Annotated in this window: 26 protein-coding genes and 2 riboswitches; of the genes, 21 read left to right on the top strand and 5 right to left on the bottom strand. The window is 42.9% G+C overall.

The genetic code is table 11. From position 1 onward, the window contains the following. Window positions 1-237 precede the first annotated feature (237 nt). Entirely contained in the window at window positions 238-408 is a 171-nt protein-coding gene (locus RG959_RS00555) for a hypothetical protein (RefSeq protein ID WP_342795545.1), read from the top strand. A 126-nt stretch (window positions 409-534) separates the two neighbouring features. Here RG959_RS00555 and RG959_RS00550 read toward each other — a convergent pair whose 3' ends face one another. After that, the gene (locus RG959_RS00550; protein WP_342795957.1) at window positions 535-1,305 is read right to left on the bottom strand and encodes an SDR family oxidoreductase; all 771 of its coding nucleotides are present in this window, start codon (window positions 1,303-1,305) and stop codon (window positions 535-537) included. A 516-nt stretch (window positions 1,306-1,821) separates the two neighbouring features. On the opposite strand from RG959_RS00550, the gene RG959_RS00545 reads away from it, so the two are divergent. Next, a complete protein-coding gene (locus RG959_RS00545) occupies window positions 1,822-1,971 on the top strand; it encodes a hypothetical protein (protein ID WP_342795544.1) in 150 nt (49 codons plus the stop codon). A gap of 690 nt (window positions 1,972-2,661) precedes the next feature. Here RG959_RS00545 and RG959_RS00540 read toward each other — a convergent pair. Beyond that, window positions 2,662-2,937 carry an LSm family protein gene (locus RG959_RS00540; RefSeq protein ID WP_342795543.1) on the bottom strand — a complete coding sequence of 92 codons (276 nt, stop codon included), beginning with the start codon at window positions 2,935-2,937 and terminating at the stop codon, window positions 2,662-2,664. Between the two features lie 321 nt (window positions 2,938-3,258). On the opposite strand from RG959_RS00540, the gene RG959_RS00535 reads away from it, so the two are divergent. The 9 genes from RG959_RS00535 to RG959_RS00495 all read left to right on the top strand — a co-directional run bounded on the left by RG959_RS00535 (window position 3,259) and on the right by RG959_RS00495 (window position 14,943). Continuing rightward, the gene (locus RG959_RS00535) at window positions 3,259-3,432 is read left to right on the top strand and encodes a hypothetical protein (RefSeq protein ID WP_342795542.1); all 174 of its coding nucleotides are present in this window, start codon (window positions 3,259-3,261) and stop codon (window positions 3,430-3,432) included. A gap of 328 nt (window positions 3,433-3,760) precedes the next feature. Further along, window positions 3,761-4,336 carry a spore germination lipoprotein GerD gene (gene gerD, locus RG959_RS00530; RefSeq protein WP_309087945.1) on the top strand — a complete coding sequence of 192 codons (576 nt, stop codon included), beginning with the start codon at window positions 3,761-3,763 and terminating at the stop codon, window positions 4,334-4,336. A gap of 210 nt (window positions 4,337-4,546) precedes the next feature. Beyond that, window positions 4,547-6,034, top strand: coding sequence for a sugar porter family MFS transporter (locus RG959_RS00525; RefSeq protein WP_342795541.1), 1,488 nt, complete (start codon window positions 4,547-4,549; stop codon window positions 6,032-6,034). Between the two features lie 996 nt (window positions 6,035-7,030). Continuing rightward, window positions 7,031-7,113: riboswitch (cyclic di-GMP riboswitch) on the top strand. Window positions 7,114-7,287: 174 nt separating this feature from the next. Further along, window positions 7,288-10,503: a response regulator gene (locus RG959_RS00520; RefSeq protein WP_342795540.1), complete on the top strand. Its 3,216-nt coding sequence runs from the start codon at window positions 7,288-7,290 to the stop codon at window positions 10,501-10,503. Continuing rightward, window positions 10,493-11,317 carry a CheR family methyltransferase gene (locus tag RG959_RS00515; RefSeq protein ID WP_342795539.1) on the top strand — a complete coding sequence of 275 codons (825 nt, stop codon included), beginning with the start codon at window positions 10,493-10,495 and terminating at the stop codon, window positions 11,315-11,317. The genes RG959_RS00520 and RG959_RS00515 overlap by 11 nt, the downstream gene beginning before the upstream one ends. 28 nt (window positions 11,318-11,345) lie before the next feature. Continuing rightward, entirely contained in the window at window positions 11,346-13,469 is a 2,124-nt protein-coding gene (locus RG959_RS00510; RefSeq protein WP_342795538.1) for an EAL domain-containing protein, read from the top strand. Window positions 13,470-14,186: 717 nt separating this feature from the next. Beyond that, on the top strand, window positions 14,187-14,345 hold the full coding sequence (locus RG959_RS00505; RefSeq protein WP_242233181.1) for a hypothetical protein: 159 nt from the start codon (window positions 14,187-14,189) through the stop codon (window positions 14,343-14,345). A 27-nt stretch (window positions 14,346-14,372) separates the two neighbouring features. Further along, window positions 14,373-14,552 carry a YjzC family protein gene (locus RG959_RS00500; RefSeq protein ID WP_242232845.1) on the top strand — a complete coding sequence of 60 codons (180 nt, stop codon included), beginning with the start codon at window positions 14,373-14,375 and terminating at the stop codon, window positions 14,550-14,552. A 151-nt stretch (window positions 14,553-14,703) separates the two neighbouring features. Next, a complete protein-coding gene (locus RG959_RS00495) occupies window positions 14,704-14,943 on the top strand; it encodes a hypothetical protein (RefSeq protein ID WP_342795537.1) in 240 nt (79 codons plus the stop codon). A gap of 30 nt (window positions 14,944-14,973) precedes the next feature. On the opposite strand, the gene RG959_RS00490 is transcribed toward RG959_RS00495, so the two are convergent. Both RG959_RS00490 and RG959_RS00485 read right to left on the bottom strand, forming a co-directional pair. Beyond that, window positions 14,974-15,105 (bottom strand): hypothetical protein, encoded by a 132-nt coding sequence (locus tag RG959_RS00490; RefSeq protein ID WP_342795536.1) that lies wholly within the window; start codon window positions 15,103-15,105, stop codon window positions 14,974-14,976. Window positions 15,106-15,167: 62 nt separating this feature from the next. Beyond that, window positions 15,168-15,968, bottom strand: a complete 801-nt coding sequence (locus RG959_RS00485) for an NAD kinase (RefSeq protein ID WP_342795535.1) — start codon at window positions 15,966-15,968, stop codon at window positions 15,168-15,170. Window positions 15,969-16,585: 617 nt separating this feature from the next. Here RG959_RS00485 and RG959_RS00480 point away from each other — a divergent pair. Beyond that, on the top strand, window positions 16,586-18,256 hold the full coding sequence (locus tag RG959_RS00480; RefSeq protein ID WP_342795534.1) for a glycoside hydrolase family 13 protein: 1,671 nt from the start codon (window positions 16,586-16,588) through the stop codon (window positions 18,254-18,256). Window positions 18,257-18,385: 129 nt separating this feature from the next. On the opposite strand, the gene RG959_RS00475 is transcribed toward RG959_RS00480, so the two are convergent. Then, window positions 18,386-18,937 (bottom strand): GNAT family N-acetyltransferase, encoded by a 552-nt coding sequence (locus RG959_RS00475; protein WP_309087964.1) that lies wholly within the window; start codon window positions 18,935-18,937, stop codon window positions 18,386-18,388. Window positions 18,938-19,332: 395 nt separating this feature from the next. Here RG959_RS00475 and RG959_RS25560 point away from each other — a divergent pair, with 395 nt between their 5' ends. The 9 genes from RG959_RS25560 to ribH all read left to right on the top strand — a co-directional run bounded on the left by RG959_RS25560 (window position 19,333) and on the right by ribH (window position 24,717). Then, window positions 19,333-19,929 (top strand): imelysin family protein, encoded by a 597-nt coding sequence (locus RG959_RS25560; RefSeq protein WP_483298835.1) that lies wholly within the window; start codon window positions 19,333-19,335, stop codon window positions 19,927-19,929. A gap of 109 nt (window positions 19,930-20,038) precedes the next feature. Then, window positions 20,039-20,302, top strand: coding sequence for a hypothetical protein (locus tag RG959_RS00465; protein ID WP_342795956.1), 264 nt, complete (start codon window positions 20,039-20,041; stop codon window positions 20,300-20,302). Between the two features lie 71 nt (window positions 20,303-20,373). Beyond that, a complete protein-coding gene (locus RG959_RS00460; protein ID WP_342795533.1) occupies window positions 20,374-20,595 on the top strand; it encodes a hypothetical protein in 222 nt (73 codons plus the stop codon). Then, on the top strand, window positions 20,592-20,795 hold the full coding sequence (locus RG959_RS00455; protein WP_342795532.1) for an FTR1 family protein: 204 nt from the start codon (window positions 20,592-20,594) through the stop codon (window positions 20,793-20,795). The genes RG959_RS00460 and RG959_RS00455 overlap by 4 nt, the downstream gene beginning before the upstream one ends. Before the next feature lie 4 nt (window positions 20,796-20,799). Beyond that, window positions 20,800-20,985 (top strand): hypothetical protein, encoded by a 186-nt coding sequence (locus RG959_RS00450; protein ID WP_342795531.1) that lies wholly within the window; start codon window positions 20,800-20,802, stop codon window positions 20,983-20,985. Window positions 20,986-21,028: 43 nt separating this feature from the next. Then, window positions 21,029-21,171, top strand: a riboswitch (FMN riboswitch). A gap of 129 nt (window positions 21,172-21,300) precedes the next feature. Continuing rightward, window positions 21,301-22,377: a bifunctional diaminohydroxyphosphoribosylaminopyrimidine deaminase/5-amino-6-(5-phosphoribosylamino)uracil reductase RibD gene (ribD, locus tag RG959_RS00445; protein WP_342795530.1), complete on the top strand. Its 1,077-nt coding sequence runs from the start codon at window positions 21,301-21,303 to the stop codon at window positions 22,375-22,377. Window positions 22,378-22,381: 4 nt separating this feature from the next. Continuing rightward, window positions 22,382-23,026, top strand: coding sequence for a riboflavin synthase (ribE, locus tag RG959_RS00440; protein WP_342795529.1), 645 nt, complete (start codon window positions 22,382-22,384; stop codon window positions 23,024-23,026). Between the two features lie 12 nt (window positions 23,027-23,038). Then, complete coding sequence (locus RG959_RS00435) at window positions 23,039-24,247, top strand: bifunctional 3,4-dihydroxy-2-butanone-4-phosphate synthase/GTP cyclohydrolase II (protein ID WP_342795528.1); 1,209 nt, start codon at window positions 23,039-23,041, stop codon at window positions 24,245-24,247. Then, window positions 24,247-24,717, top strand: coding sequence for a 6,7-dimethyl-8-ribityllumazine synthase (gene ribH, locus RG959_RS00430; protein WP_342795527.1), 471 nt, complete (start codon window positions 24,247-24,249; stop codon window positions 24,715-24,717). Before RG959_RS00435 ends, ribH begins: the two co-directional genes overlap by 1 nt. The last annotated feature ends 89 nt before the right edge of the window (window positions 24,718-24,806 follow it).

Genomic DNA, 24,806 nt, shown 5'->3' with positions numbered 1-24,806 from the left:
AATGCTCTAAAGAAGAAGTTTTATTTAATAACTTTCCAGCCTCTAAACTTTTAACTAATACATGACTCGATTACACGAAAAGGGGCTGTACAAGCCGGTTAACGTTCATAGACCGCAGAGTATATCTAAATAAAGCCAATCGAAGAAAGTAGCCAAAATGGAGTAGCATAGTGTTACATAACGTAATGTTTCGTTGTGATTGGTTGTGGTAATATCCTTAAAAAAGGAGGGACAAAAATGCCCAATTACAAAGTTCAATACTATGAAAAAATACCATTAGATTTAAAAACTATTGAAGTCGCAGAAGAAACCGCAGCTAAAGCCAAAGAGGCAGCAATGGACAGGCTTGATAACCAGCTCGATGTAGGGCACTATACAATCCATAAAGTTGTTGAAATAAAGAGCTGACTCTTTTGAGGAGTTAGTTCTTTTTATATAAAGGCTCTGTTAAGCGATAGTAAGGCCCCTGTTTAGTTAAGTATATTTCTTCACAATCATTAAGAAAGCCCCAACAACCTCACACATAAAACATCTTCACTCTATCTTATTACTTAAATATTCTTCGAATGTAATTTTCCCTGCTTTTTGAATAGTATTGGTATTTTTTCCATCGAGGAAAGATCTATATAGTTTTCCTGGTAAGGAAATGCTTAAAATTTTATTTGTTTCATTATTTACTTTGATTTTGAGTTCAGCCATTTCTCTTAATGTCATTATATCTGGGCCGCCAAAATCATTCGCTCTTCCTTGTGGACCTTTATCCACTAAACCTATTAAATGATTGGCAAATTCACTTACATCGACACTTTGACATTTAATATTTCCAGGGACAATATATCTTTTAAAGAAAGGTTTTGATAAAAATAAATTGTCAACGAAGTTATGGAACTGAGTCGCACGTACAATTGTATAAGGGATAGAACTATTCTTTAATAAACCTTCTGCTTCATATTTTAGCTTATAATAATTGAATGGTATTTCATCTATGCCCACAATTGATGGGTAAATAAAATGTTTTATGTGTTGAATCTTTCTTAAAAATTCCTCAAAACCTGAAACCTCAACGTTTTTTGAATTTTTAATCGGGCTTGTTGCTGCGTGAATAATTACATCTACTTCATTTACTGCTTCTTCTATACCTTCAAAAGATAATAAATCGCTATAAACCCACTCGAAATGTCCTGTTTCTTCAGGTTTTCTTCTCGAAGTTATTTTAACTTTATAATCAGAACCTTTAAGTTGATTTAGCAAAGCTGTACCCAGTTGTCCTGTTGCACCTGTAACTAATATCCTCAATTGCAACACCCCCATTTTCTGGATTATCTTTATATTGTAATATTCAGATGTCGGGAGCTTTATTCAGTTAATCTGCCCCGTTTGTTCAACAAGAAAATCAGCCGCAACATGTAACAGAGCCTATATAAAAAATTATCGTATGGTCGTGTAAATTACCGGCAGCAAAGCAGAAATGGATACACTCCTAAAACATTTTGCCAGAGACTAGACAACCTTCCATGAGTTTTAACTAACAAGTGAATCGATTCTACGAAAAAGAACTATACGATCCAGTTGACGTTTACAGGCTAAAATGTTTATGTGGTAAACCCGGCGGAAAGGGGCCCGGAGTATACGTATTCACTGTGTCGTCCATTTTACTGCAAATTTAAAGAGCCGATTTCATCAACAATCGGAGATAACCAGGTGCTTTTCAGCCGATGATATGGTACGTACAAGACACATTCTACGCTGCTGGCTAAGTACGGAGCATTCGAACAGACAGACGTTGAACCTGCCGGATATGAAGCGTTATGGGCAGCTGTAATGACGACTAAGATAAAGCAGATTCGGAATTTAGCTGGATATTATAACCGTATATTCGATCAAATGCTGGACCATTTTATGTATGAAGATAGTCAGCGTATGCTTGCGGAAGCAGCGTCGTTAATCGCACAAAAAAAGCCGCGGAGATGAATCCGCAGCGGAAAGAAATAGGGGGTAATTAGTTAATGCAAAAACTATGTTTATCGCTACCCGTTTCGGCAATAAAATAAACCAACCACATACAAAAAAAAGGCTGCGGACGCGACTCCGCAGCAAAAGACAGATGAGTGATGAAGGTAGTTGGTATGAACCTTGCTTATTGTTACCCGCTCTACAGAACGATAAACAGCAAGTATGAAATTTGCGAAATAAAGCTACAACGGGTGATATACATAAAAAAAGGCTGCGGAAAATCCGCAGCAAATAGTGACACGTATGTAGAGAAATTAGGAGGTGGTAGGGTTACCACGGTTAATCCTTTACCCGCTGCGGCGAGAATTTAAACCAAATACATAAAAAAAGCTGCAGAAACTCCGTAGCAAAATACAGCTGGATATGGTGCAACGATTAATGAGGTATTCAATACGTTAGCATATCATTGGTCAAAAACATCACTTTCTCCGATTTGTATACGTCTGTGATGACGACAAAAAAAGAAGCGCATTCGCAAGCTGCCAGGCTTCCTCAGCGGCTTGCTGAATAAGATGATGGGCCGTTATGTACGTCGCGAACAGAATCGTATGTTTGCGGAGGATGAAGACACACCGGCTAACCCCAAAGTGAAAGCTCGGATAAATGTGAAGAAGCCGGAAAATATTAACCCGACCTCAACTTGCTAAATTAAGAATTAAGCGGTGTTATAAAGATGAATGCACTAATTTCACACAACGAAATATAAATGAATGTAGGAGTAGGTTCATCTATATCTTTCAGTACAAGGATATGGGCATCCACTCTTATTAATCTGCCGGTAAATTCAATATCACTTTTAGTGATGACCGAAATAACTTGGCTTTCTAATTTTCTTAATTCACTCTCGAGTCCGGGAATACAGCAACAGTCACACCGTTTCTCTTGTTGCTCAATATTTTGATCTTCTTGTGAAGAGGAAGACATTCTTTAAACACTCCTTTCTTTAATAACTTATGAAGAAGTGTTTAAGTTTGTAACGATAATTACCTAGATTTAGATTGTTTTTTGAAGATATAGATGTATCCGCAGGCATTATTTGATGTGCCTTGGATGAATTACAATATTTGAAGGATAACTATAGCCATAAAAAAGGCGAGGCTTTAATAAAAGAAACCGTAAATTACTAAAGTAATATTTCCTGGAGAGTGCTATTGTTTCATGGATTGGCGGGGACGAGTTCGCTGTCATTTTAGTAAATACGGATCAAGCACAAGTTGAATCCTTTGTAAAAAGCTTCCTGAAGAAATGAAAGAATATAATATAAATAAAAAAGACGTAAAAATCAACATGTCGATTGAGTATGCAGTTAGTGACCATTCTATAGGGAAAATGGAAATTTTATTTGCTGAAGCTGATAAAAATATGTATGAAGATAAGGAAGCGAAAAAGGAACAACATCGAATTAAATTGGGTCGGTGATGATTGAGACTACATAAATATTATAGGGATAATTTGATCGAAATTATGCACCATAAAGCCAAGAAGCCAAAGGGAAATCAAAAGGTAAAATCATTTTAAAAAAGCTATTCTGATTAACGCGAAGGTCGCGGCCACTCGCGGCGTGCTTCAGTTAGCTGGTATCTCGTTCACCTTTACGAACATATTCATTCAACCCCTTTTATTTGTAAAGCAAATCGCCACACAAAAGGAAGGGGCTTTTTGCGGCGCCAGCATTTTCCGCGTATACATTCGTCCGGCTCATTCAAAATATAAAGAGCGGACTGTAAAGCGAAAGGAGCTGGGCAAGATGAAGAAATATGCACTTCTTAGGATGACGTTATTATCGGTTGTGGTAATACTGGCTGCCGGCTGTGCCAATCAAAATGAAGAGGCTCATCAACTCGACTATGAAGAAACGAAAAAAATGGTTGTGGATATATTAAAAACCGACGAAGGAAAAAAAGCACTGCAGGAAGCGATAAAAGACAAAGAAGTCCGGCAGGAAGTGATCATGGATGAAAAAGTGATCAAAGAAACGGTTCAAACGACATTAACATCTGATAAAGGCAAGGAGTTCTGGCAAAAAGCCTTTGAAGATCCTAAATTTGCCGAAACGTTTGCCAAAAGCATGAAAAAGGAACATGAAGCACTCCTCAAAGAGCTCATGAAGGACCCGGATTATCAAAAAATGCTGATCGACGTTATGAAAGACCCTGAAATGCAGAAAACGATGCAGACAGCGATGAAAAGCCAGGAATTCAGAAAATATCTCCAAGGGGTCGTAGAGGAGACGCTGGCCAGTCCTTTGTATAAAGCAAAAATGGAAGAAGCAATTAAGAAAGCGGCGGAAGAAGCGCAGAAAAAAGAGCAGGGCGGGAGCTAAGAAGTTTTAGCTTCCTGTTTTTTTGCTGTAAAGTCCCTTTTTAAAGGGGCTTTTTTCTTATTTATAAATGTAAGCGATTTAATCTCTTCTTTTTCATTTTTGGCATGTTTATACAAGTAAAAAGAGAGGTAGATGTAGTTTTACCTCCTGCACTTCTTTGCACCTAGGTACATATAAACAATAACGATCATGAAAGGGAGAAGGGATAAAATGAAGACAACGAAAGAAAATAGTACGAGAAGGCTTGTATCTGCGGATGGCGCTTCTGTCGAAACGGAAGTGCCGCAGAAACAACAGTCATTATCTCAAAAAGCGTACTTAAAGCTCATTACGCTCATTTCAACATTCGGTGGTCTTCTGTACGGATACGATACAGGCGTGGTGAATGGAGCACTTCCTTTTATGTCCAGGGAAGACCAGTTGAATTTAACGCCGTTTACACAAGGACTTGTGACCAGCTCACTGCTTCTTGGAGCCGCGTTTGGAGCCATATTTGGCGGAAGGATGTCTGATAAAAAAGGAAGACGGAAAACCATTTTAAGTGTTGCATTTGTTTTTTTACTTGCTACAATCGGATGCGCTGTTGCACCAAACGTGGAAATAATGGTTTTTTGCCGGATTGTATTAGGTCTCGCTGTTGGAGCCACTTCGGTTACCGTTCCGGCTTTTTTAGCGGAAATGGCACCTGCTGAACGCAGGGGGAGAGTGGTCACCCAAAACGAGTTGATGATTGTCACAGGCCAATTGCTTGCATACATATTTAATGCCGTTTTAGCCAATTCTTTCGGTGAACTTGCTCATGTTTGGAGATATATGCTTGTCATTGCGACCTTACCGGCGGTGGCTCTATGGATCGGGATGCTGATGGTTCCGGAAAGCCCGCGCTGGCTCGCTTCAAAAGGAAGATCAGTCGAGGCATTGAATGTACTGAAAAAAATTCGAGAAGCGCAGCGGGCGAAAACGGAATTTAATGAAATTGAACATACGATTCAGGAAGAGGGCAAAATCAAAAAAGCGACTTTTAAAGATTTGAAGCTGCCTCACGTCCGCAGACTCGTTTTGATTGGAATCGGTATTGCGATGATTCAGCAGTTAACGGGCGTCAATTCGATTATGTATTACGGAACCGAAATTTTAAAAGACGCAGGATTTTCAACAGAAGCGGCTCTGGTCGGCAATATCGCCAACGGTGTGATTTCTGTATTAGCGACCTTTGTGGGTATTGCGCTGCTTGATAAAGTAGGAAGACGCCCGATGCTGTTTACCGGCATGGCGGGAACTAGTACGTCTCTGCTGTTAATTGGAATCTTGTCCATTGTGCTGAAAGACAGCAGCATGCTGCCGTACATCATTCTTGGACTCACCGTTGTTTTCCTTGCTTTTCAACAGGCTGCGGTTTCTCCGGTTACCTGGCTGATGCAGTCGGAAATCTTCCCGCTTCATTTAAGAGGGCTGGCAATGGGGATTACTGTTTTTTGTCTTTTCATGATGAATTTCCTTGTGGGATTGCTGTTTCCGGTTTTGTTTGACGCATTTGGATTATCTAATACGTTCTTCGTTTTTGTTGGACTCGGTATTTTATCTCTTTTGTTTATTAAGCGGTTTGTACCGGAAACAAAAGGGCGTACACTTGAGGAAATCGAGCATTCCTTCCAAGTATCGGAAGAACGTTATCTGGCTAAGGAAAAAAGAAAATAAACGCACCGTTTTCCCCTTAATGCCTTTTCAAAAGGTATGAGGGGTTTTTTCATTTCTCTCTACTTGTAGTCGTGTACATATGTAGATGGGGGCAATAAAGCAGAATGGTATACAAGCAGGCGCTTTGTGTTATTTCGAGCAAAAAGAAATGGATTCATATGATTGTCGTTATTTGACGACCGAAAAAGATTGATTATGTAAACGCTTTCTTTTATAGTAGAACTTGGGTTGGATGGCACGCGTGGCCATCACGGTATTTGGCGTAGGCGGGGCCGATACTAGAGGTAGCAATATGTGCAAGATATATCAGGGATCGTTTTTAAAAGTAAAACTTATGGAAAGGTGGATGAAAAAGAAAGAGAGACTTTTAAAATATTTTAAACAAAACAGCTGCAGGCCGAAGCAAAAGAGATAAAGAAACACATGCTTTATTGAGAGAGTAGATGGTGCTACCTTTAAGCGCTTTTTATCCGAAATATGAATGGGAATGGCCGCAGACTAACATAATGTGTTGATGAAAAGGTTTTATAAACACAAAGATTGCTGTGAAAGAAAATGTCTATTAGCAGCTTCCTGCTTTTTATCCTGCTGCATAAAACATCCTCGTTTTCTTCAAAGAATCATTATCAAGGGATGAAGATTCTTTCGTTTGCTTTTTAACCAGCTCATCGTTAGATCCTCTTGAACAAAACTCTATCGGAAGGCCGTTGGTGTTTATGCACCGGCGGCCTTTTTGCATTTTTGTCTGCTTTTTGTTTTGATTACCTGATTGATTCCTATATGTTTTTTCAGCGGGACATTTTCTTTTTATGTTTACATGCTGAAAGTTGAATAGAGAATAAAATGAAACAGCTATTGAAAAGCCATTCATATAGTCAGAAAATAAATAAATATACCTATTTAATGGGAGCTTTTCTAAAAAATATGATATAATGATCACGATACAATTGTATCATGCATGTGCGGTTTGCTGTAAATGACCAATAGAATAGAAATCTCCGATAAAGGCAAACTTTCCGAAAGGCAAGGACGCAAAGCCAAGGGTCTAACGTTTTAAACTATGACAGCCGGTTACCGAAAAGGATTGGATTATTGAAGTCAACAGGGTATCATATCATGCTTATAGCAGATAAAACTCTTTATTTATTGACGCTTCCTAATCTTTTTAGGAAGCTTTTTTTGCATTCTGACTTTTATGGACCTTTACAGGGCCGGCTTCGTTTAAATTCATAGCAGCAAGGAGTAGAGAATCGTTGAAAATTGGGACGAAACTATGGACAGGGTTCAGTATAGGACTTGTTTTTGTCAGTATCATTGTTTTATTAGGCTTTGGGCAGTTTTTTCAGTTTAAGGATACACTGCACGATTTAACCGGCAGCCAATATAAGAAACTCGATTTAACGACCACGATTCGAAGTGAAGGAAACGCCATTGCAAAATCTATGCGTGATCTGCTTCTCGTTGATTCTTCTGCCACGAAAGAGCAGCTCATAAATGAAATCGAGGACACGCAAAGAAAAATGGATACAAACCTATCCGAATTAGCGTCTATTACGACAAAGAATGATACAAAAGCTGCCGCTGAAAACCTTGAAAAGAACTATGTATCTTTTATTGGCCTGAGCGACCAAATCATATTGGATGTTGAAGCTGGTAGAATGGCGGAAGCTTCGAGTTATTTAGCAGGAACAGGAGCGCAGATCGAAAAAAGCTTTTTTGAAAATATTAACGAGTTGAATGATTTATATGAAACAGGAATGGAAGAAAAATTGAATGCGTCTTTAAATGAATACAACAAGGCTTTACGTTATATGGGCTATCTTAGCCTGTCCGCTTTAATCGTCGTGCTTGGATTTCTGATCTGGATGCAGCGCACGCTTACAGGCGGTTTACAACATGTCTCAAATGTAATGTTGAGCTTTGCGGATGGAAAAGCCGGTCTCTCAACGAGAATTCACCTTAAACGCAAAGATGAAATTGGCGATGCAGCCAAAGCGTTTAATACAATGGCTCAATCACTGGAGGAACATGTACAAGAAATTGAAAAGCAAGGATGGTTAAAAGCCAACCTGGCTGAAATCGCGACGAAACTGCAAGGGATGGAGTCTGTTTTTAGTGTAGCCAATACCTATATCCAAACCATTACACCGCTTGTTGGGGGAGTTCAAGGAGTATTTTATTTAAAAGAGGAGGAGCAGGAGGATCTGCAGCTGGCCGGCTCTTATGCTTTTAAAGAAAGAAAGCATATGGAGAATCGGTTTTCGGTTGGCGAAGGCATTATCGGTCAGTGCGCTCTTGAACAGCAGCCCATTCTGCTGAAAAAAGTACCATCTGACTATATCACAATCCGGTCAGGGCTCGGGGAGTCAGCTCCTCTTTCCATTATGGCTCTTCCTGTTGAGTTTGAAGGAAAACTGTGGGGGGTGGCAGAGATTGCCTCTTTCGAAGGTTTTACAGCCATTCAGCAATCATTGCTGACAGAAACCGCCCAGACGCTCGGAATCATTCTGGACAGCATCTACAGCAGAACGCAATTAGCCAAACTTCTTGAAGAATCCCAAGTAATGACAGAAGAGCTGCAGGTTCAAACAGAAGAGCTGCAAGTGCAGCAGGAAGAACTGCGGAAATTAAATGAAGAACTAGAAACGCAGACAATGGAATTAAAAGCGTCAGAAGAATCTCTTCAGCAGCAGCAGCAGGAACTCGAGTATATGAATGCAGACTTGGAAGAACAAAACAGCAAATATGAACAGAAAAACAGAGAAGTGGAAATGGCGAAGGCGGATTTGGAGCAAAAAGCAGAACAGCTTGCCCTAAGCTCAAAATACAAGTCAGAATTTTTAGCTAACATGTCTCATGAATTGCGGACGCCGTTAAACAGTCTGCTTATTTTATCCCAACTGCTGCTTGATAATCCACAGCGTAACCTGACAGAAAAGCAGCTGGAATTTGCCCGTACGATCCACTCTTCGGGAACGGATCTCCTGCATTTAATCAATGAAATCCTGGATTTAGCCAAGATCGAATCAGGGAAAATTGAAACAGATGCGAAACCAGTTACCCTCGTCCAAGTGGCTGAAACGCTTCATGCCAAGTTTTCTTTTATGGCTGAACAGAAAGAAATTGATTTTAAAGTAGTAGTAGAGGAAAACGTTCCTGCTCACGTATTCACAGATTCTATGCGCCTGCATCAGATATTAAACAATTTGATCAGCAACGCCTTGAAGTTTACCGAGGAGGGACATGTAATAGTAAACATAAAACGGGAGAATGACCATATCTCGTTTATCGTCAGTGATTCAGGAATCGGGATCCCTAAAGATAAGCTGTCGTTAATTTTCGAGGCTTTTCAGCAGGTAGACGGCACTACAAGCCGCAAATATGGAGGCACAGGACTTGGATTATCTATCAGTCTTGAGCTGGCCCGCCTGCTTTCTGGAGAAATTCATGTAGAAAGCGAAGAAGGAAAAGGAAGCACATTCCGTTTGTCTTTGCCGTATGAAGAAGCAAACCAGGTTCAAACCGTTCAAGTACCTGCATCATTGTTAATGGCAGAGGGACAGCTGGCATCCGCAGCTGAGGCGGCTGTGCCAGTAAGGGAAAAACCGGCTGGCACACTGGAAAAGGAACAGGACGACTCGATAAGAAAAAAGCTTCTCATTGTAGAGGATGAAGAGGAGCAGAGGATGAGCATAAAAGAGCTGATGAGCGTTTATCCAATTGATATCTATACAGCGGGAACTGGAGCGGACGCGATGCAGTCCTTAGCAGTCACTCGTTTTGACTGCATGATTTTAGATTTACAACTTGCGGATGTCTCAGGGCTTGACCTCCTTCGCCAACTAGAAAAACAGCCGGTCTTCAAACCTGCCCATATGATCATTTATACAGGCAAGGAGGTAACGATAAAAGAAGAAATACATTTAAACAAGTATACAAACACGATTATTATCAAAGACACGATGTCGCCTGAAAGACTTCTCCAAGAAACGGCAGCCATCTTTCAGCTGCCGGCGGGTTCCCTGCCGCAGAAAGTACAATCTGCCGCAGCTTCAATAACGGACAATGTGTTAAAGAAGAAAAAGGTTTTACTAGTAGACGATGACGTTCGCAATTTGTTTGCTGTATCGAGCATTTTAGAAGATCATGATATGAATGTGACTTTTGCAGAAAATGGGAAAGAAGCTCTCCGACTGCTGGAAGAAGGCATGTCATTTGACTTGATTTTAATAGATATTATGATGCCGGAAATGGACGGATATGAAACGATGCAGCATATCCGCCGGAAAATAAACTGGCGGTCACTGCCAATGATCGCTTTAACGGCTAAAGCGATGAAGGATGACCGGGAAAAATGCATAGAAGCTGGAGCATCGGATTATATAGCAAAGCCGATCAACCCGGAACAGCTCATTTCGCTGTTAAAAGTTTGGCTATACGGACAGGGTGAAAAGCAGCATGAGGCATGAGGAAATAGAAAAGCTGGAAATAGAACTCCTGTTAGAAGCGATTTTTCGAAGATACGGATATGATTTCCGGAATTATTCGTATCCATCGATCAAACGACGTACCTGGCATCGAATTGCCGCTGAAAAACTGACAGGTATCGCGGCGCTTCAAGAAAAAGTGATTTATGATCCGTCCTGTATGAACCGGCTGTTTTATGATTTTTCCATCAATGTGACAGAGATGTTCCGCGATCCATTATTTTTTCTTTCTATGCGTGAAAACGTGATGCCGCTGCTGAGGACCTATCCTTTTATCCGCATTTGGGTGGCGGGATGCTCGACCGGCGAGGAAGTTTATTCTCTGGCTATTTTGTTAGAGGAAGAAGGTTTGCTGGCGAAGTCTAGAATCTATGCCACAGATATGAATGCCCGCGTCTTAAAGCAAGCTGCAGAAGGGCTGTTTTCACTGAAAACAATGAAAGATAACACAGATAACTATATTAAAGCAGGCGGGAAACGGGCATTTTCTGAGTACTATACCGTGAGATCAAACGAAGCGGTGTTTCATTCACGGATTAGAGAATGCCTTGTGTTTGCCCAGCACAATTTAGTGACAGACAAGTCTTTTAATGAATTTCACCTTATTTTGTGCCGGAATGTTTTGATTTATTTTAACCGGACGCTCCAGGAGGAGGTTCATGATTTGTTTTACAACAGCTTAAGCCCTTTTGGATTTTTAGGCTTGGGAAACAAAGAAAGCATCCGCTTTACAAAACATGCAAAGCAGTATGAGGACGTAGATATTCAAGAAAAGATCTATCGAAAAATAAGGTAAATGCAGACAAGAAGGTGGGGAAATTAACGTGGATAAGAAAATTAAAATTTTATTAGTTGATGATCGTCCAGAAAATTTATTTGCCTTGGAATCTGTTTTAGAAAATGATTCTTATGAGCTTATGAGTGCGTATTCAGGAGAAGAAGCCTTAAAGCTGTTATTGAAGGAAGAATACGCCGCTATTTTGCTGGATGTGCAAATGCCTGGGATAAATGGCTTTGAAACAGCCAAGATTATTAAAATGCGGGAAAAAACGAAACATATTCCCATTATTTTTGTGACGGCTATTAATAAAGAGGTCGAACATGTTTATACGGGTTACTCTGTGGGTGCCATTGATTATATGTTTAAACCGTTTGAACCGGAAACACTCCGGGCTAAAGTCAGCCGCTTTGTGGATATTTATCAAAACCAGAAAGTGCTGAAAAAGAAAAATGAAGAATTGCAGCAAGCCCACATGGAGCTTTCGTCTCTGGCTAAAGAATTGGAAAAAACAAAATCCTTATATGAGGTAATCAGTGAAACCCATTTAGATGCCATTATTGTTTTTAATGAAAAAGGCAAAATTATCATGGCAAATCCTGCCGCCCACCAGATTTTTCAGTATGAAGAGATGAAACTGGCAGGTCAGCCGATTGAGATGCTCCTTCCGTTTTTTCAAGCAGAGGGGTATAGACAAACAGAAAAATTAGTTGAAAAAAAGGGAAAGAAACGCGATAGCAGTACTTTTTCAACTGAATTGCAAGTGGCACAGGCATATGTCGAGCAGGGAAAAGAGCGAATTTTCGTTTGTGCCATGCGTGATATCACGGAAAGAAAAGAGCAAGTGGCAAAATTAGAATACCAGGCTACACACGATTCTTTAACAAATTTGCCCAATCGGTATTTTTTATACAAATATTTAAAAGAAATGGTTGAGGGGCATTGTGCGGAAGAACCATCGTTTGCCCTTATCTTATTGGACTTGGACCAGTTTAAAACGATTAATGATACGCTTGGCCATCACATGGGAGACCAGCTTTTAAAAGAAGTAGGATATTGCCTCCGACATGTAAGCAGCAATGGAGACATTGTGGCCCGGCTTGGCGGTGATGAGTTTGCCCTGCTGGTGAAGGATGCGTCCAAGGAAAATATAATGGCAGTTATTCAGCGCATCCAGCGCGTTTTATCTCAGCCATTTATGATTGAAGAAAAACCTCTTACCGTTCATTACAGTGCAGGGATTGCCCTGTTTCCTGAACATGGGATTGATGAAGAAACGCTGCTCCGTAAAGCAGATATCGCTATGTATACAGCTAAAACAAACGGCAGCGGCTATTCTTTTTATACGGACGATCAACAGCAGCAATCGAATCTTAATCAAGTGATGCTGATGGGGGAATTGAGCTCTGCTATTCAAAATAAAGAGCTGCAGTTGTACTATCAAGCTAAAGTGGATATTAAATTGAATATGGTAGTAGGGGTGGAAGCGCTTGTTCGATGGAAGCATCCGAAATTAGGATTGATTTTTCCTGATGAATTTATTCCACTGGCAGAGCAAACAGGATTAATTCATTCGCTTACTCTTGATGTGTTTGACCAGGCTGCTTGCCAAATTCGACAATGGCTGGATAATGGATTAAATCTCACTATTTCCGTCAACCTCTCTGCCCGCAATCTGCAGGATGAGGGGCTTCCGGAAAAGCTCAAAGTGGTTTTAGATAAGTACCAAGTGCCTCCTCAATGTTTTACTCTTGAAATTACAGAAAGCATTATTATGACGAACCCTGAGAGAGCGATGCAGGTACTGACACAATTACATCATATGGGGGTAGTGCTGTCTATCGATGATTTTGGCACCGGCTACTCTTCTTTAGCTTACCTAAAGCATTTGCCTGTTAATGAGATTAAAGTCGATAAATCATTTGTAATGGATATGATGCATGATGGGAACGATATGATTATTGTTAAATCTATTATCCATCTAGCGCATAACCTATCGTTAAGGGTAACCGCAGAAGGAGTAGAAAACGAGGAAATACTAGAAAAGCTTCGAGAGTTTGAATGCGATACAGCCCAGGGGTATTTCATCACCAAGCCTTTGCCTGCCGATCAGATTTTTCAATCGCTGGAGAAATCCGCCTGGAAAGTGAGAAAAGTGAATTTAATATAATAGACACTGTATACAAACAGGGAGAAAAAGAAAGCCTGAATAGGCATTCTTTCAGACTGTAGATAAATGATATGGGTGACCGTGCACATGAATGGGATAGATCGGCGGCGTCTAGGCAGCTCCGCTTTCCATGGGGCAGGCGCTGAGCCCATAGGAGTCTGCGCTGCCCTCCCGCCGCCAAGTGGCTTGCGACAAGGTTGTATAGCGCTAATAAGGTCATATCTTTCTGTTTAAAAAAGAGAAGTTTCTATTCGGTCTTTGCTTATGGATCTTCCACACCATTTAGTGAAGCCTGCCGGACGAAGACTCCTGCGGGAAGTACAGTGAGTCGGGAGACCCCGCAGGCGCAGCCAAGGAGGCTTCCGCACTGCCCTAAGGGGTGCGAAGTCCGGCCGGCTTCACTTATTGGCTCTTTTTTAAAGCGAAAGACTTTTTCTACACACTGAGAACGCCTAAATAGGCGTTCTTTTTCTTTTAGTTATTGTTCGCTTTCATTTATTCATTATATTCTTATTTCACCATTCCATAGCCATTGCTCCATTGATTCAGCGCGTTTTTTGATTTGTGTTTTTTACATTTGTTTGTACTTCACTTTTGTATGGATCGTGTACTCTAAAAGCGCTTTTTAAAACGCTGGAATCGACCGAACGTGTATACAAAGCACAAATCCGGGGAAACTGTCGATGATTGCTGGCAAGGCGAAAGGAGAGAGAGACTATGAAGCGGAAAGCCACAAAAGACGCGGTGGAAAAGTATGCGAAAACACCAAAGAAAAACGTTGAAGAAACCGATTATTCCGTTGAATTTGCCCGCGGGGAGGACCCGATGAAAGGGGCAAACCGCAATTCAAAATTGGGACGAAAAGGCAGAAGTTAACCATAAGAAAAGAGGAGGAAAAGGGCATTGTCACAAAACAACCAATTTAAGCCGGGACAAAAAGCGCCGAATAATGGTGTTTACATTGAAATCGGTGAAACAGGTTCCTCGGTCACCAATCCTCAAAAAATCGAGCTGAAAGCAGGCGATGATTTTCCAGACACAACCAATAAAGACCGAATTTGGACAAGACATACAAAATCATAAAGCGAGCAGCCCCTCTTAGATCTCTTCTCTAAGAGGGCTTTTTGGCGCGCGAAAAAAGAAGCCTTTTTACTTTGTTTGCATATAAAAGGGACAAGCCGCATACATTTGATCATGAGAAGCAAATGTTTTTTTAAGAGGAGAGGGGACGGGAATGGAGATGAAAGAAGACATTGAATTTATAAGGGATATTATGGTAGATAAGATTGAGGAATTAAATGACGTGATTGAAATGGGCGGGACGCTCAGCCCTAAAGTGGAATTAACCTTTGCTATCGGCCTTCAAAGTCTGCTCAGCCAGTCGATTCAAAAAGGAGATAAAGCGGGCAGAAACAATCCGCCTCCTGCCAAGAAGTCAGAATATGAGACACTCTCTTCCATTGCGAACAAGTAGCGGATGGACAAGCAATTAAAAACGGATCCTTTATGGATCCGTTTTAGGCTGCCCGCAAACGCCCACTTTCGGCGTCACTTGCTGGCTGTGAATGCTCATGACCCCAAAAAGGTCACTCCGCTTCCCATCCAGCTGCGTTCCTGGAAGAGCAGGCGTTTTCAATCAGCCTGCTTTCTAACTTTCTCTACACTCTGAAACGGATCCTTTATGAGATCCGTTTTTGATTAAAGGAATGTTCGCTGTACTTTATGCCAGAATGAATTGTTTTTTAATTTAACCGTTTTAATAATGCTGCCGGTCATTTCTACTTCAATGTTTTGGATGTTTTGGATGCTGAGCGCTTCATTGTCCAGGCCGATAACCGGGTAGTTATTGCCGTCTTGTGCGATGCTCAGCGTCAGCTTGCGGTCGCTGTGTAAGATAAATGATGAACCGAGCGTACGGAATTGGTTATTGTTTAGAGATGCCATTTCATTCACCTGCATACATGGAATGCGAGGGTCTACAACAGCTCCGTTTAAGGACCGGTTGTAAGCTGTGCTTCCCGTTGGTGTAGAAACAACAATGCCGTCACCGCGGAACGTTTCAAAGTGAAGGTCATCAATATGTACGTCCATGACTAATGTTTTAATAATGGAAGAGCGAACGGACAGCTCGTTCAAGCATTTGAAATGGGATTCACCGTCGATATGCACATCTATAACTGGATAGCGGCGCACTTCCACTCCTGCCGTTTGAATCGCTTCGATCATTTTTTCCGTATCGTGAATGTGAAAATCACAATACAAGCTTGCTTCCACTTCGTCTGTTACACCGACGTATAAGCAGTCATCACGAAATCCGGATTTGCGGACCGCCTGCAAAAACGCTCCGTCGCCGCCAACCCCCACAATAATATTGGCTTCTTTGTAATCATCCACTACGACAAATCCCTGTTCTTCAGCAAGTGTAATCAGCTTTTGAATGTCAGGCAGTTTTTCAGGATCTTTTTTATACGAAAAAAACATGTTTCTTCTTGATTCCATTGGCTAAAACTCCTTTATCGTACAAGATACTTCCATTCTAATGTATAATGGCGGCAATAGTAAAGGAGGACGTCAGGTGAAAAAAGCAATTGTGATCGGTGCTGGAATCGGGGACCTGGCTGCCTCTGTTACATTACAGTCAAGAGGAATACATACAACGGTTTTTGACGAAAACCGCACGCAGGCGGCAAAATGATGAGTGTCGATGCAAAAGGCTTTCATTTACTATACCGGAGGCACGACCCATCCGGGCGGGGGAAGCCCGATGGTTACGTTAAGCGAGCTGACCGTGCCTTTTCATTAAATGTTCCAAAACCCATTACTGAGAATCGGAAAGATGGATCTGGAACACATAGGCATTCATATGTTAACGAAGAACGGGAGAGTCATCTCTCTTAAAAATGGTTTCACCCGTACCCGTAAAGGGACGGACAGTAAAATACACGCTCTGGTTTCAGCAGAAGACGTTTATCTTTATTAAAGCTTTTTAAGAAAAGGGAAGAATTGCTTTGCCTGCCGACTCTGTTATCCCGCCTGGTAATGCGCTGTACGTGCGTTTAGAAAAGAATGGAAAGGGAAGGTTTCTACTAAACAAGTAAGCGCAGGAGGGAAACAGCTTGGCAAACGAATGGTGGAAAACAGCAGTCATTTACCACATATATCCCCGCAGTTTTCAAGACAGTAACGGAGATGGGATTGGTGATTTACAGGGCATCATCTCGAGGCTGGATTATGTGAAAAAGCTGGGGGTGGATGCGATTTGGCTTTCACCGGTATACAAGTCGCCGAATGTCTACTATGGATATGATGTATCGGATCACCGTGCCATATCAGAAGATTATGGCACGATGACGGATATGAAGGAATTAATTTTTGAAGCAAATCAACGCGGGCTGAAAGTGATTTTAGACATTGTCTACAATCATACATCAGATCAGCATCGCTGGTTTTTAGAAGCGAAAAAGTCGAAAACGAGCCGGTTTCGGGATTTTTATCATTGGCGCCCCGGCACTCCCGATGGCCCGCCGTCCGACTGGATGTCTACCTATCATACAAGTGCATGGGAATTTGATGAAAAAACGGGTGAGTATTATCTGCATATGAACAGCCGGCGGCAGGTGGATTTAAACTGGGAAAACCCGAATGTCATCCATGAAGTAAAAGAAATGATGATTTTCTGGATCCGAAAAGGCGTTTCGGGATTTCGGATCGACCAGCTTGGACACATTAACAAAAAGAAATCACTGCCGTCATACGAACAATATGTAGACAAAGAAGCGGATCCCCATTTTGAAATCATTAAAGATGAAGGAGCCCATCCGTACGTCCATCATTTAAACGAAGCCGTTTTTTCAAAATACAGCATGATGACGGTTGGAGAAAGCGGCTCGGCTACACCGGAAGAAGCCCTTTTGTATACCGATCCGGATCGGCGCGAAGTGAATATGGTGTTTTCCTTTGACCACCTGCAGGTTGAAGAAGGGGACCCGGAATCCGATGTAAAAGTAAATGTGGTCCAATTAAAAAAAGTAATGGAAAAATGGCAGAAAACTTTGGAGGAAAAGGGCTGGAATACGCTGTTTTGGTGCAATCACGATGAGCCGCGCATTGTCACGCGTTTTGGAGACGAAGGCGAGCACCGTGCAGCATCTGCTAAAATAACACCGTATATTTACCAGGGAGAAGAAATCGGCATGATAAATGCAGATTTTGAAGGAATAGACGAGTTTCGGGACAGCAAGTCCATTACCGAATTTCACCAGCGCCATTATGAACAAAATGAGGACAAAGAAAGCGTGCTGGCCGACTTAAATAAAAGAAGCCGTGATCAGGCAAGAACGCCCATGCAGTGGGATGATGGGGAAAATGCTGGCTTTACGGAGGGAGAACCTTGGATTAAGGTCAATGATAACTATTTAAGTGTGAATGTACAGCAGAACCTGGATGACCCGGAATCGGTTTTCTGGTTTTACCATAAACTGATTCACATTCGGAAAACAGAACCGGTTGTTACCGAAGGAACCTTTGATTTAATGGCGCCGGATCATCCTTCGGTGTTTGCTTATACGAGGACAGGAGGGGGCGGAGTACTGCTTGTCATTAGTCATTTTGGCAAAAAGCCGGTTTCTTTTGCAGTAGACAGGGAGCAGATAAGCGGCCTGCCCGCTAACCTGCTTTTATCTAATTACAAAGTGGAGGACGACGCGTCAGCCCTGGAGAAGCCTTTTGAGCTGCGTCCGTATGAAACAAGGATTTATCTGTTTAAAGAAACAGAAAAAGAACGATAAAAAGCCGGCTGCATCAGCAGCCGGCTTTTTTTGGGATTTTAAATTGTCTCAGTTGAATGAGCGTCACGGTAAAAACTCAACGCTTTACTAGTGAAGGAGTATGTGGACGAGGATAATTGGAATTGTTTGTTACGCTTCCATTGCCTGTTCGTTTTCCTGATCGTTACGCATTAAATAAAGCGTGAAGAGGTCTTTCGGTACTTCATATAAATCGAATACAGCTTCGTTTTGATTTAATTTAGCATACACATCGGGCCGTGTTTCATTAGCCAAAACAACATAAGGCAGTTTTTCTGCTGCTTTGCGCGAGCGGATATTGACTTTGCGAATAGACATATAAACCGATTCAATGTCCATTTCATAAAACAGCTCTCTGAAAAACTCTTCTTTGGCTGGTGCATTGTAGCCTTTGCCGTGATAAGGCTTGCCGAGCCACGTGCCGAGAAAGCCGGCGCCATTTTCAATATCATACAAGTTGATTGTGCCGATTGGGCTGCCCCATTCGTCAAGAATCGTCCGCGAAATCAGTTCACCCCGTTCTTCCGCTTCAATCGTTTGCTTGGTGGCAAACACAAACTCCTCGTATGAGTGGACTTTTTGGCGCACAAAAGGGAACACATCCGGGTGCGTCATCAAATCAAATAAAACATGACTTTCATGAACATCGCGTTTCTTCAACATTTTCTTTCCCTCCTCTGTTTTACACAACGAGGGCATAGCGGTTCATACGTGTCCCGATCCACCCTCGAAATTTTTTAAAAAACAAACAAGACCGTCACAACTGCAGCCTGTCCATAAAAAAATTCCGGGATGGGAATCGAACCCATTAGAACCGATAGAAGAAACCGGTGGCGCACCATTTGCCTTCCCAATACAACTAGCATTAAAATGTCGTCGTTAATCACATCATATAAAATTTTTACCCATTTGAAAATAGATTTTAAACGCAAATTAAAAATTTTTTCGACACGATTTTAAATTTTAATTGAAAATGATTTTCATTACCTTATAATGATAGGAAAATCCAGTATGCACCGGCTCGTATGCACTAAGAATGTGCGGATCCGATTGCCGAAATGCTTGGCGATACAGATCCGAAAATTGATGAAAGTGAAGGTGATTTTCCCGAAACCGATAAAGGCTGCGCACAATACGCCCAGCAGCTGATTGATAACACGAAGCTGCTTCGTGCAAAAGTGGAAACGGTTAAAGTAACGCCGGATCTGTTCATTACAGGAGCCGTCGATTTATTGAATGAAGTGTCAACATCAAAAGTAACAGGTGAAAAAGACCGGTATTCACATACGGATTTGTATGATTTTGCAGCAAATGTAGAGGGAGCGGAAAAAATCTTTTCCCTGCTGCAGCCGGAACTGAAGAAAAAAGATGAAGCGCCGTCGACTGAAATCGAATCAAAATTCGATGACATATATACTCTGCCCAACAATCAGAAAAAAGCACAGGCACAGTGCCCTTTTACGGAACACACCAGGCGGGCATTACAACGCCTGCTCAAAACCTTAACCACAACAGAGCGGGCAGAAGTGATCGCTCTTTTAAAAGAATGGACAGCTGCCACTGCTCAAATGGACGCAGGGAAATCGATCGGCCGGCTGAAAATTCACCTATGCCGCCTGAAGATACAGGGGCAGCAGACGGCTGGATGGCTGTAGACACCTATATGGTTGTGCGCCGTGTACAGATGTTTATCGAAGTGTGGTTCGGACAACATTGAAAGAATAGGAAGCGACATTTGGGCGCCGCCGCTCAAGCGGTGCACCGCTGGGAGGGAAAGACGAATTTGGAAAAATTAATCTTTCTAAAAGAGACGAAACAGGCCAAAAGCAAATACCGCCGAATTCCCATACAGCGCTTGCGCATGGAGATGGAAGCATCAAAATTTTGTGCCAATCGTATTCATACGTGGATAGATTGGATCCAAAAACAGGCAGCTTTGACGCAGGGCTTTTGTTTATGAGTTTTCAGCGGAGCATTCGAAAGCAATTCATGCCATTGAAACACGCCTGGCAAATAGCGATAAGCTGAATGAATAGACGACGATCCACCGAGGGATTGCCATATTTGCCTGCCTGGTGTGAAAAAGGGAGGCTGGCTCGGTGAAACGTTTCTTTCTTAAAGTGGCTGCTGTTTTCGTTATTATATGCGGAATAGAGATACAAAGTGCATCGGCAGCAACCGATGCGGACGCTTTATTTGTGCCGGTTGGCGAGGCGATGATGAAAGGGCTGACAGGCATTGCCGCTGTTGTGATGATGATTGGGGTTGGCACCTGGGGCTGCATGGAAAGTCAAACATTGCAAAGTGGAACGCTTTTGTGAAGCAGTCGGTGGGAAAAGCCGCAGCGTCAGGAAGCATCCTGTCATTTGCTTTTATCAGCTTTTTATCGGTATTTAGAGAGGGTGCCGAAACGATTATTTTTTATTCCGGCATGGCGCCGGATATGAGTGCAGGGGCACTTGCCGCCGGTATGTCTTTTTTTCACAGGCGCAGCTCTGTTAATCTAAGTATTGGTCTTTAAAATTTTGGATAAAAGCATTCATTCTCTTCAGGCTGCAGGAGTCATTGATACTCATACAGCTCCAGCTGTGCCGTTTATTGATGTAATTGGCTTATACCCGACACTTGAAACGATGCTGCCGCAAGTTATTCTACTTATTATCATTGTCATTTTGGCGCTTTGGTTTAAAAAACAGGAATCAGCTGCTTGACAGTATATCGAAACAAAGTTCATAATGGTAACAACATTCGAATAAACCTTTCCGGGGCAGGGTGCAACTCCCGACCGGCGGTGTTGGGCATTGAGGCCCTCAGTCCGTGACCCGCATCACGTGCATGCGGTGGATCTGGTGTGATTCCGGAGCCGACAGTGAAAGTCTGGATGGGAGGAAAGGACAGTGTACGTTTTCTGAATTTTTGGAAGGAAAACGTTTATTTCTTGATGCTAAAAGCCCCGTATTGACTGTCAATGCGGGGCTTATTTTTGTGTACAGGCGGTATTTTGACTAAGGAGGATGGCTCTTCTCGTGAATAAAGAACAATATATGAATCTTGCTCTTTCGCTCGCCGAAAGCGCGGCTTACCAAACATCACCAAACCCTCCTGTGGGCGCAGTTGTCGTTAAAGACGGCCGAATTCTCGGAATGGGTGCTCATTTAAAAGCAGGAGAAGCTCATGCCGAAGTGAATGCGCTCATGCAGGCGGGTGATGCGGCACAGGGAGCAGATATTTATGTAACACTTGAGCCGTGTGCTCATTTTGGCAAAACACCGCCTTGTGCAGATCTTATTATTGAAAAAGGTTTGCGCCGTGTGTTTATTGCTGCGGTTGACCCCAATCCGCTTGTAGGCGGCAAGGGTATTCAAAAGCTTCAGGAAGCTGGTATTGAAGTTGAAACTGGAGTTTGTGAACAACGGGCACTTGAAGTATTAACACCATTTTTTCATTTTATCCAAACAAAACGGCCTTATGTGACGATTAAAACTGCTGTTACCGCCGACGGCAAAACGGCTGCCCATACCGGGCACAGCCGCTGGATCACAAGTGAAGCCGCCAGAGAAGACGTACACCTTCTCAGAAGCCGTCATGATGCCATCCTAACAGGTATCGGCACGGTCCTGCTTGACAACCCGCTCTTGACTTCCCGACTGCCCCAGGGAGGAAAAAACCCGATTCGAATTTTACTGGATACGCATTTGCGCGTTCCGCTTGATTTTCACATTGTTCAAAACAAAGAAGCAAAAACAATTATTTTCTGTGCGTCCGATGCCCAGACAAAAAAACAGCGTGCATTAGAAGATGAAGGGGTTACGGTGATCCGCCTGCCTCATATGTCGATTGATGCGGTGCTGGATGAGCTCGGCAAAATGAACATTATGACACTGTTTGTAGAAGCAGGTGCTGAAATGAACGCCTCCTTTTTAGACATCGGTGCGTTTAACCGGCTCATTATGTATATGGCGCCAAAACTGATCGGCGGCAAATCGGCTCCATCTTCGTTTGGAGGATTGGGCGGATCGTCGATGGATGAAGCACTCGACCTTGCTTTTGTTTCGATGGAGCAAATAGGGCCGGACTTGAAAATTGTCATGGAAAAAAGGTGATCCTATGTTTACAGGAATTATAGAAGAACTTGGCACTGTCGAACGAATTGTGCGCGGCGGCCGGTCGCTGCAGCTTACCATTGCCGCCAAAAAAGTGCTGGAGGATGTTCACCTTGGCGACAGTATTTCAGTCAGCGGTGTTTGTTTAACCGTTACGACTTTTACAAAAACTCACTTTACCGCTGATGTAATGCCTGAAACCTTTACATCTACCGCTCTTGCTGCTCTTACGCCGGGAGCGCGTGTGAATTTAGAGAGAGCGATGGCGGCCAATGGCCGGTTTGGCGGACATTTCGTCTCCGGACATGTGGATGGCGTCGGTCATATTGTCTCAAAAAAGCACGAAGAAAATGCTCTGTACGTGACAATCTCGTATCCAAAAGAGCTAAGCCGCTACTTTTTGTATAAAGGCTCCGTCGCTCTGGATGGTACTTCTTTAACACTTTTTGGGGTGACAGACGAAGGGATTACCGTATCTCTTATCCCGCACACACAGGACGAGACCATTCTAGCTTCTAAAACTGTCGGTGATCCGGTGAATATTGAGTGCGACATGCTCGCGAAATATGTCGGCAGTATGCTGGAGAAAAAAGAAGCGCCGAAACGCGGCGTTACGATGGATTTATTAAAAGAGAACGGTTATTTGTAAGGAGGAATATCCATGTTTTCAACAATTGAAGAAGCCATTGCAGATTTAAAAGAAGGTAAAGTTATCATCGTAGTGGACGATGAAGACCGTGAAAACGAGGGTGACCTTGTCGGCATCGCCGAACTTGTGGACGGTGCCATGATTAATTTTATGGCAAAAGAAGGCCGCGGCCTTATTTGCGTGCCGGTTGAAGAACAAATTGCGAACCGGCTTCATTTCCACTCTATGGTAGAACACAACACGGACAGCCATGGGACGGCGTTTACAGTCAGTGTTGACCATATCAATACGACAACCGGCATCAGTGCATTTGAACGGGCGGATACCGTAAAAGCGATGGTGGACGATGCGGCTGTGCCTGCTGACTTTAAACGGCCGGGACATATTTTCCCGCTGATTGCCAAGTCAGGCGGTGTGCTGCGCAGAACCGGCCATACCGAAGCTGCCGTAGACCTTGCCAAGCTTGCCGGACACAAGCCGGCTGGTGTGATATGCGAAGTTATGAATGATGATGGAACGATGGCCCGCCTGCCGGAGCTTGAAGTGATGGCGGAAAAATTCGGCCTGAAAATTATCACGATTGAGCAGCTTGTTGCTTATCGCCGCGGTCGTGAAACGCTTGTCCGCCGCGAAGCGGATATTCAGCTTCCGACGGATTTTGGGCAGTTCCGCGCGGTTGGCTATGAGGAAGATTTAACAGGCCAGGATCATGTAGCTCTTGTGAAAGGAGATATTTCCGGTGATGAGCCGGTGCTTGTCCGTGTTCATTCAGAATGCCTGACAGGCGATATCTTCGGCTCACACCGCTGCGACTGCGGACCGCAGCTTCATGCTGCCCTTGCACAGATCGAAGAAGAAGGCCGCGGCGTGCTGCTTTATATGCGTCAGGAAGGCCGGGGGATCGGGCTGATTAACAAGCTGAAAGCATACGAGCTTCAGGAGCAGGGCTATGACACGGTTGAAGCAAACGTAAAACTCGGATTTAAAGACGATCTGCGTGATTACGGCATTGGCGCCCAGATTTTGCGTGACCTTGGCATTTCCAAAATGCGGCTGTTAACAAACAACCCGCGCAAAGTTACCGGCTTAAACGGATACGGTCTTGATATTGTCGAGCGTGTGCCGATTGAAATGCCGGCCAATGATGATAACCGCAGTTATTTAAAAACGAAAATCTCAAAGCTTGGCCATTTATTACATGTAGAAGAGGGGAATAAATAATGGGAAAAACATTTGAAGGACATTTAATTGGAGCAGGATTGAAAGTAGGCATCGTTGCCGGCCGTTTTAATGAATTTATTACAAGCAAACTCATCGCAGGAGCAGAAGATGGATTTATCCGCCATGGTGTAGACGCAGACAACATTGACATCGCCTGGGTGCCGGGGGCATTTGAATTGCCGCTCGTTGCAAAAAAAATGGCGGAAAGCGGAAAATATGACGCTGTCATTACACTCGGTGCTGTTATTCGCGGAGCCACTGCTCACTTTGATTATGTCTGCAATGAAGCAGCAAAAGGAACTGCCCAGGCTGGCATGCAAACGGGAGTACCTGTAATTTTTGGTCTTTTAACAACAGATACGATTGAGCAGGCGATTGAACGCGCCGGTACAAAAGCGGGCAATAAAGGCTGGGACTCAGCGATGTCTGCTATTGAAATGGCGAACTTGCTCCGCTCATTTGAGGCGTGATATAATGGCCTTTGTGGCTGGCTGCCAGACATTCGTCTGACAGCACAGCGGGTAGGGAGAGGGCGCTTCACAGTAAGCAGGTTTTAACA

Origin of the sequence: Domibacillus sp. 8LH, from assembly GCF_038806185.1 — a bacterium.
Classification (GTDB): domain Bacteria; phylum Bacillota; class Bacilli; order Bacillales; family Domibacillaceae; genus Domibacillus; species Domibacillus indicus_A.
The sequence above is the reverse complement of the archived record's forward strand: the minus strand, read 5'-3'. Positions and strand labels throughout refer to the sequence as shown.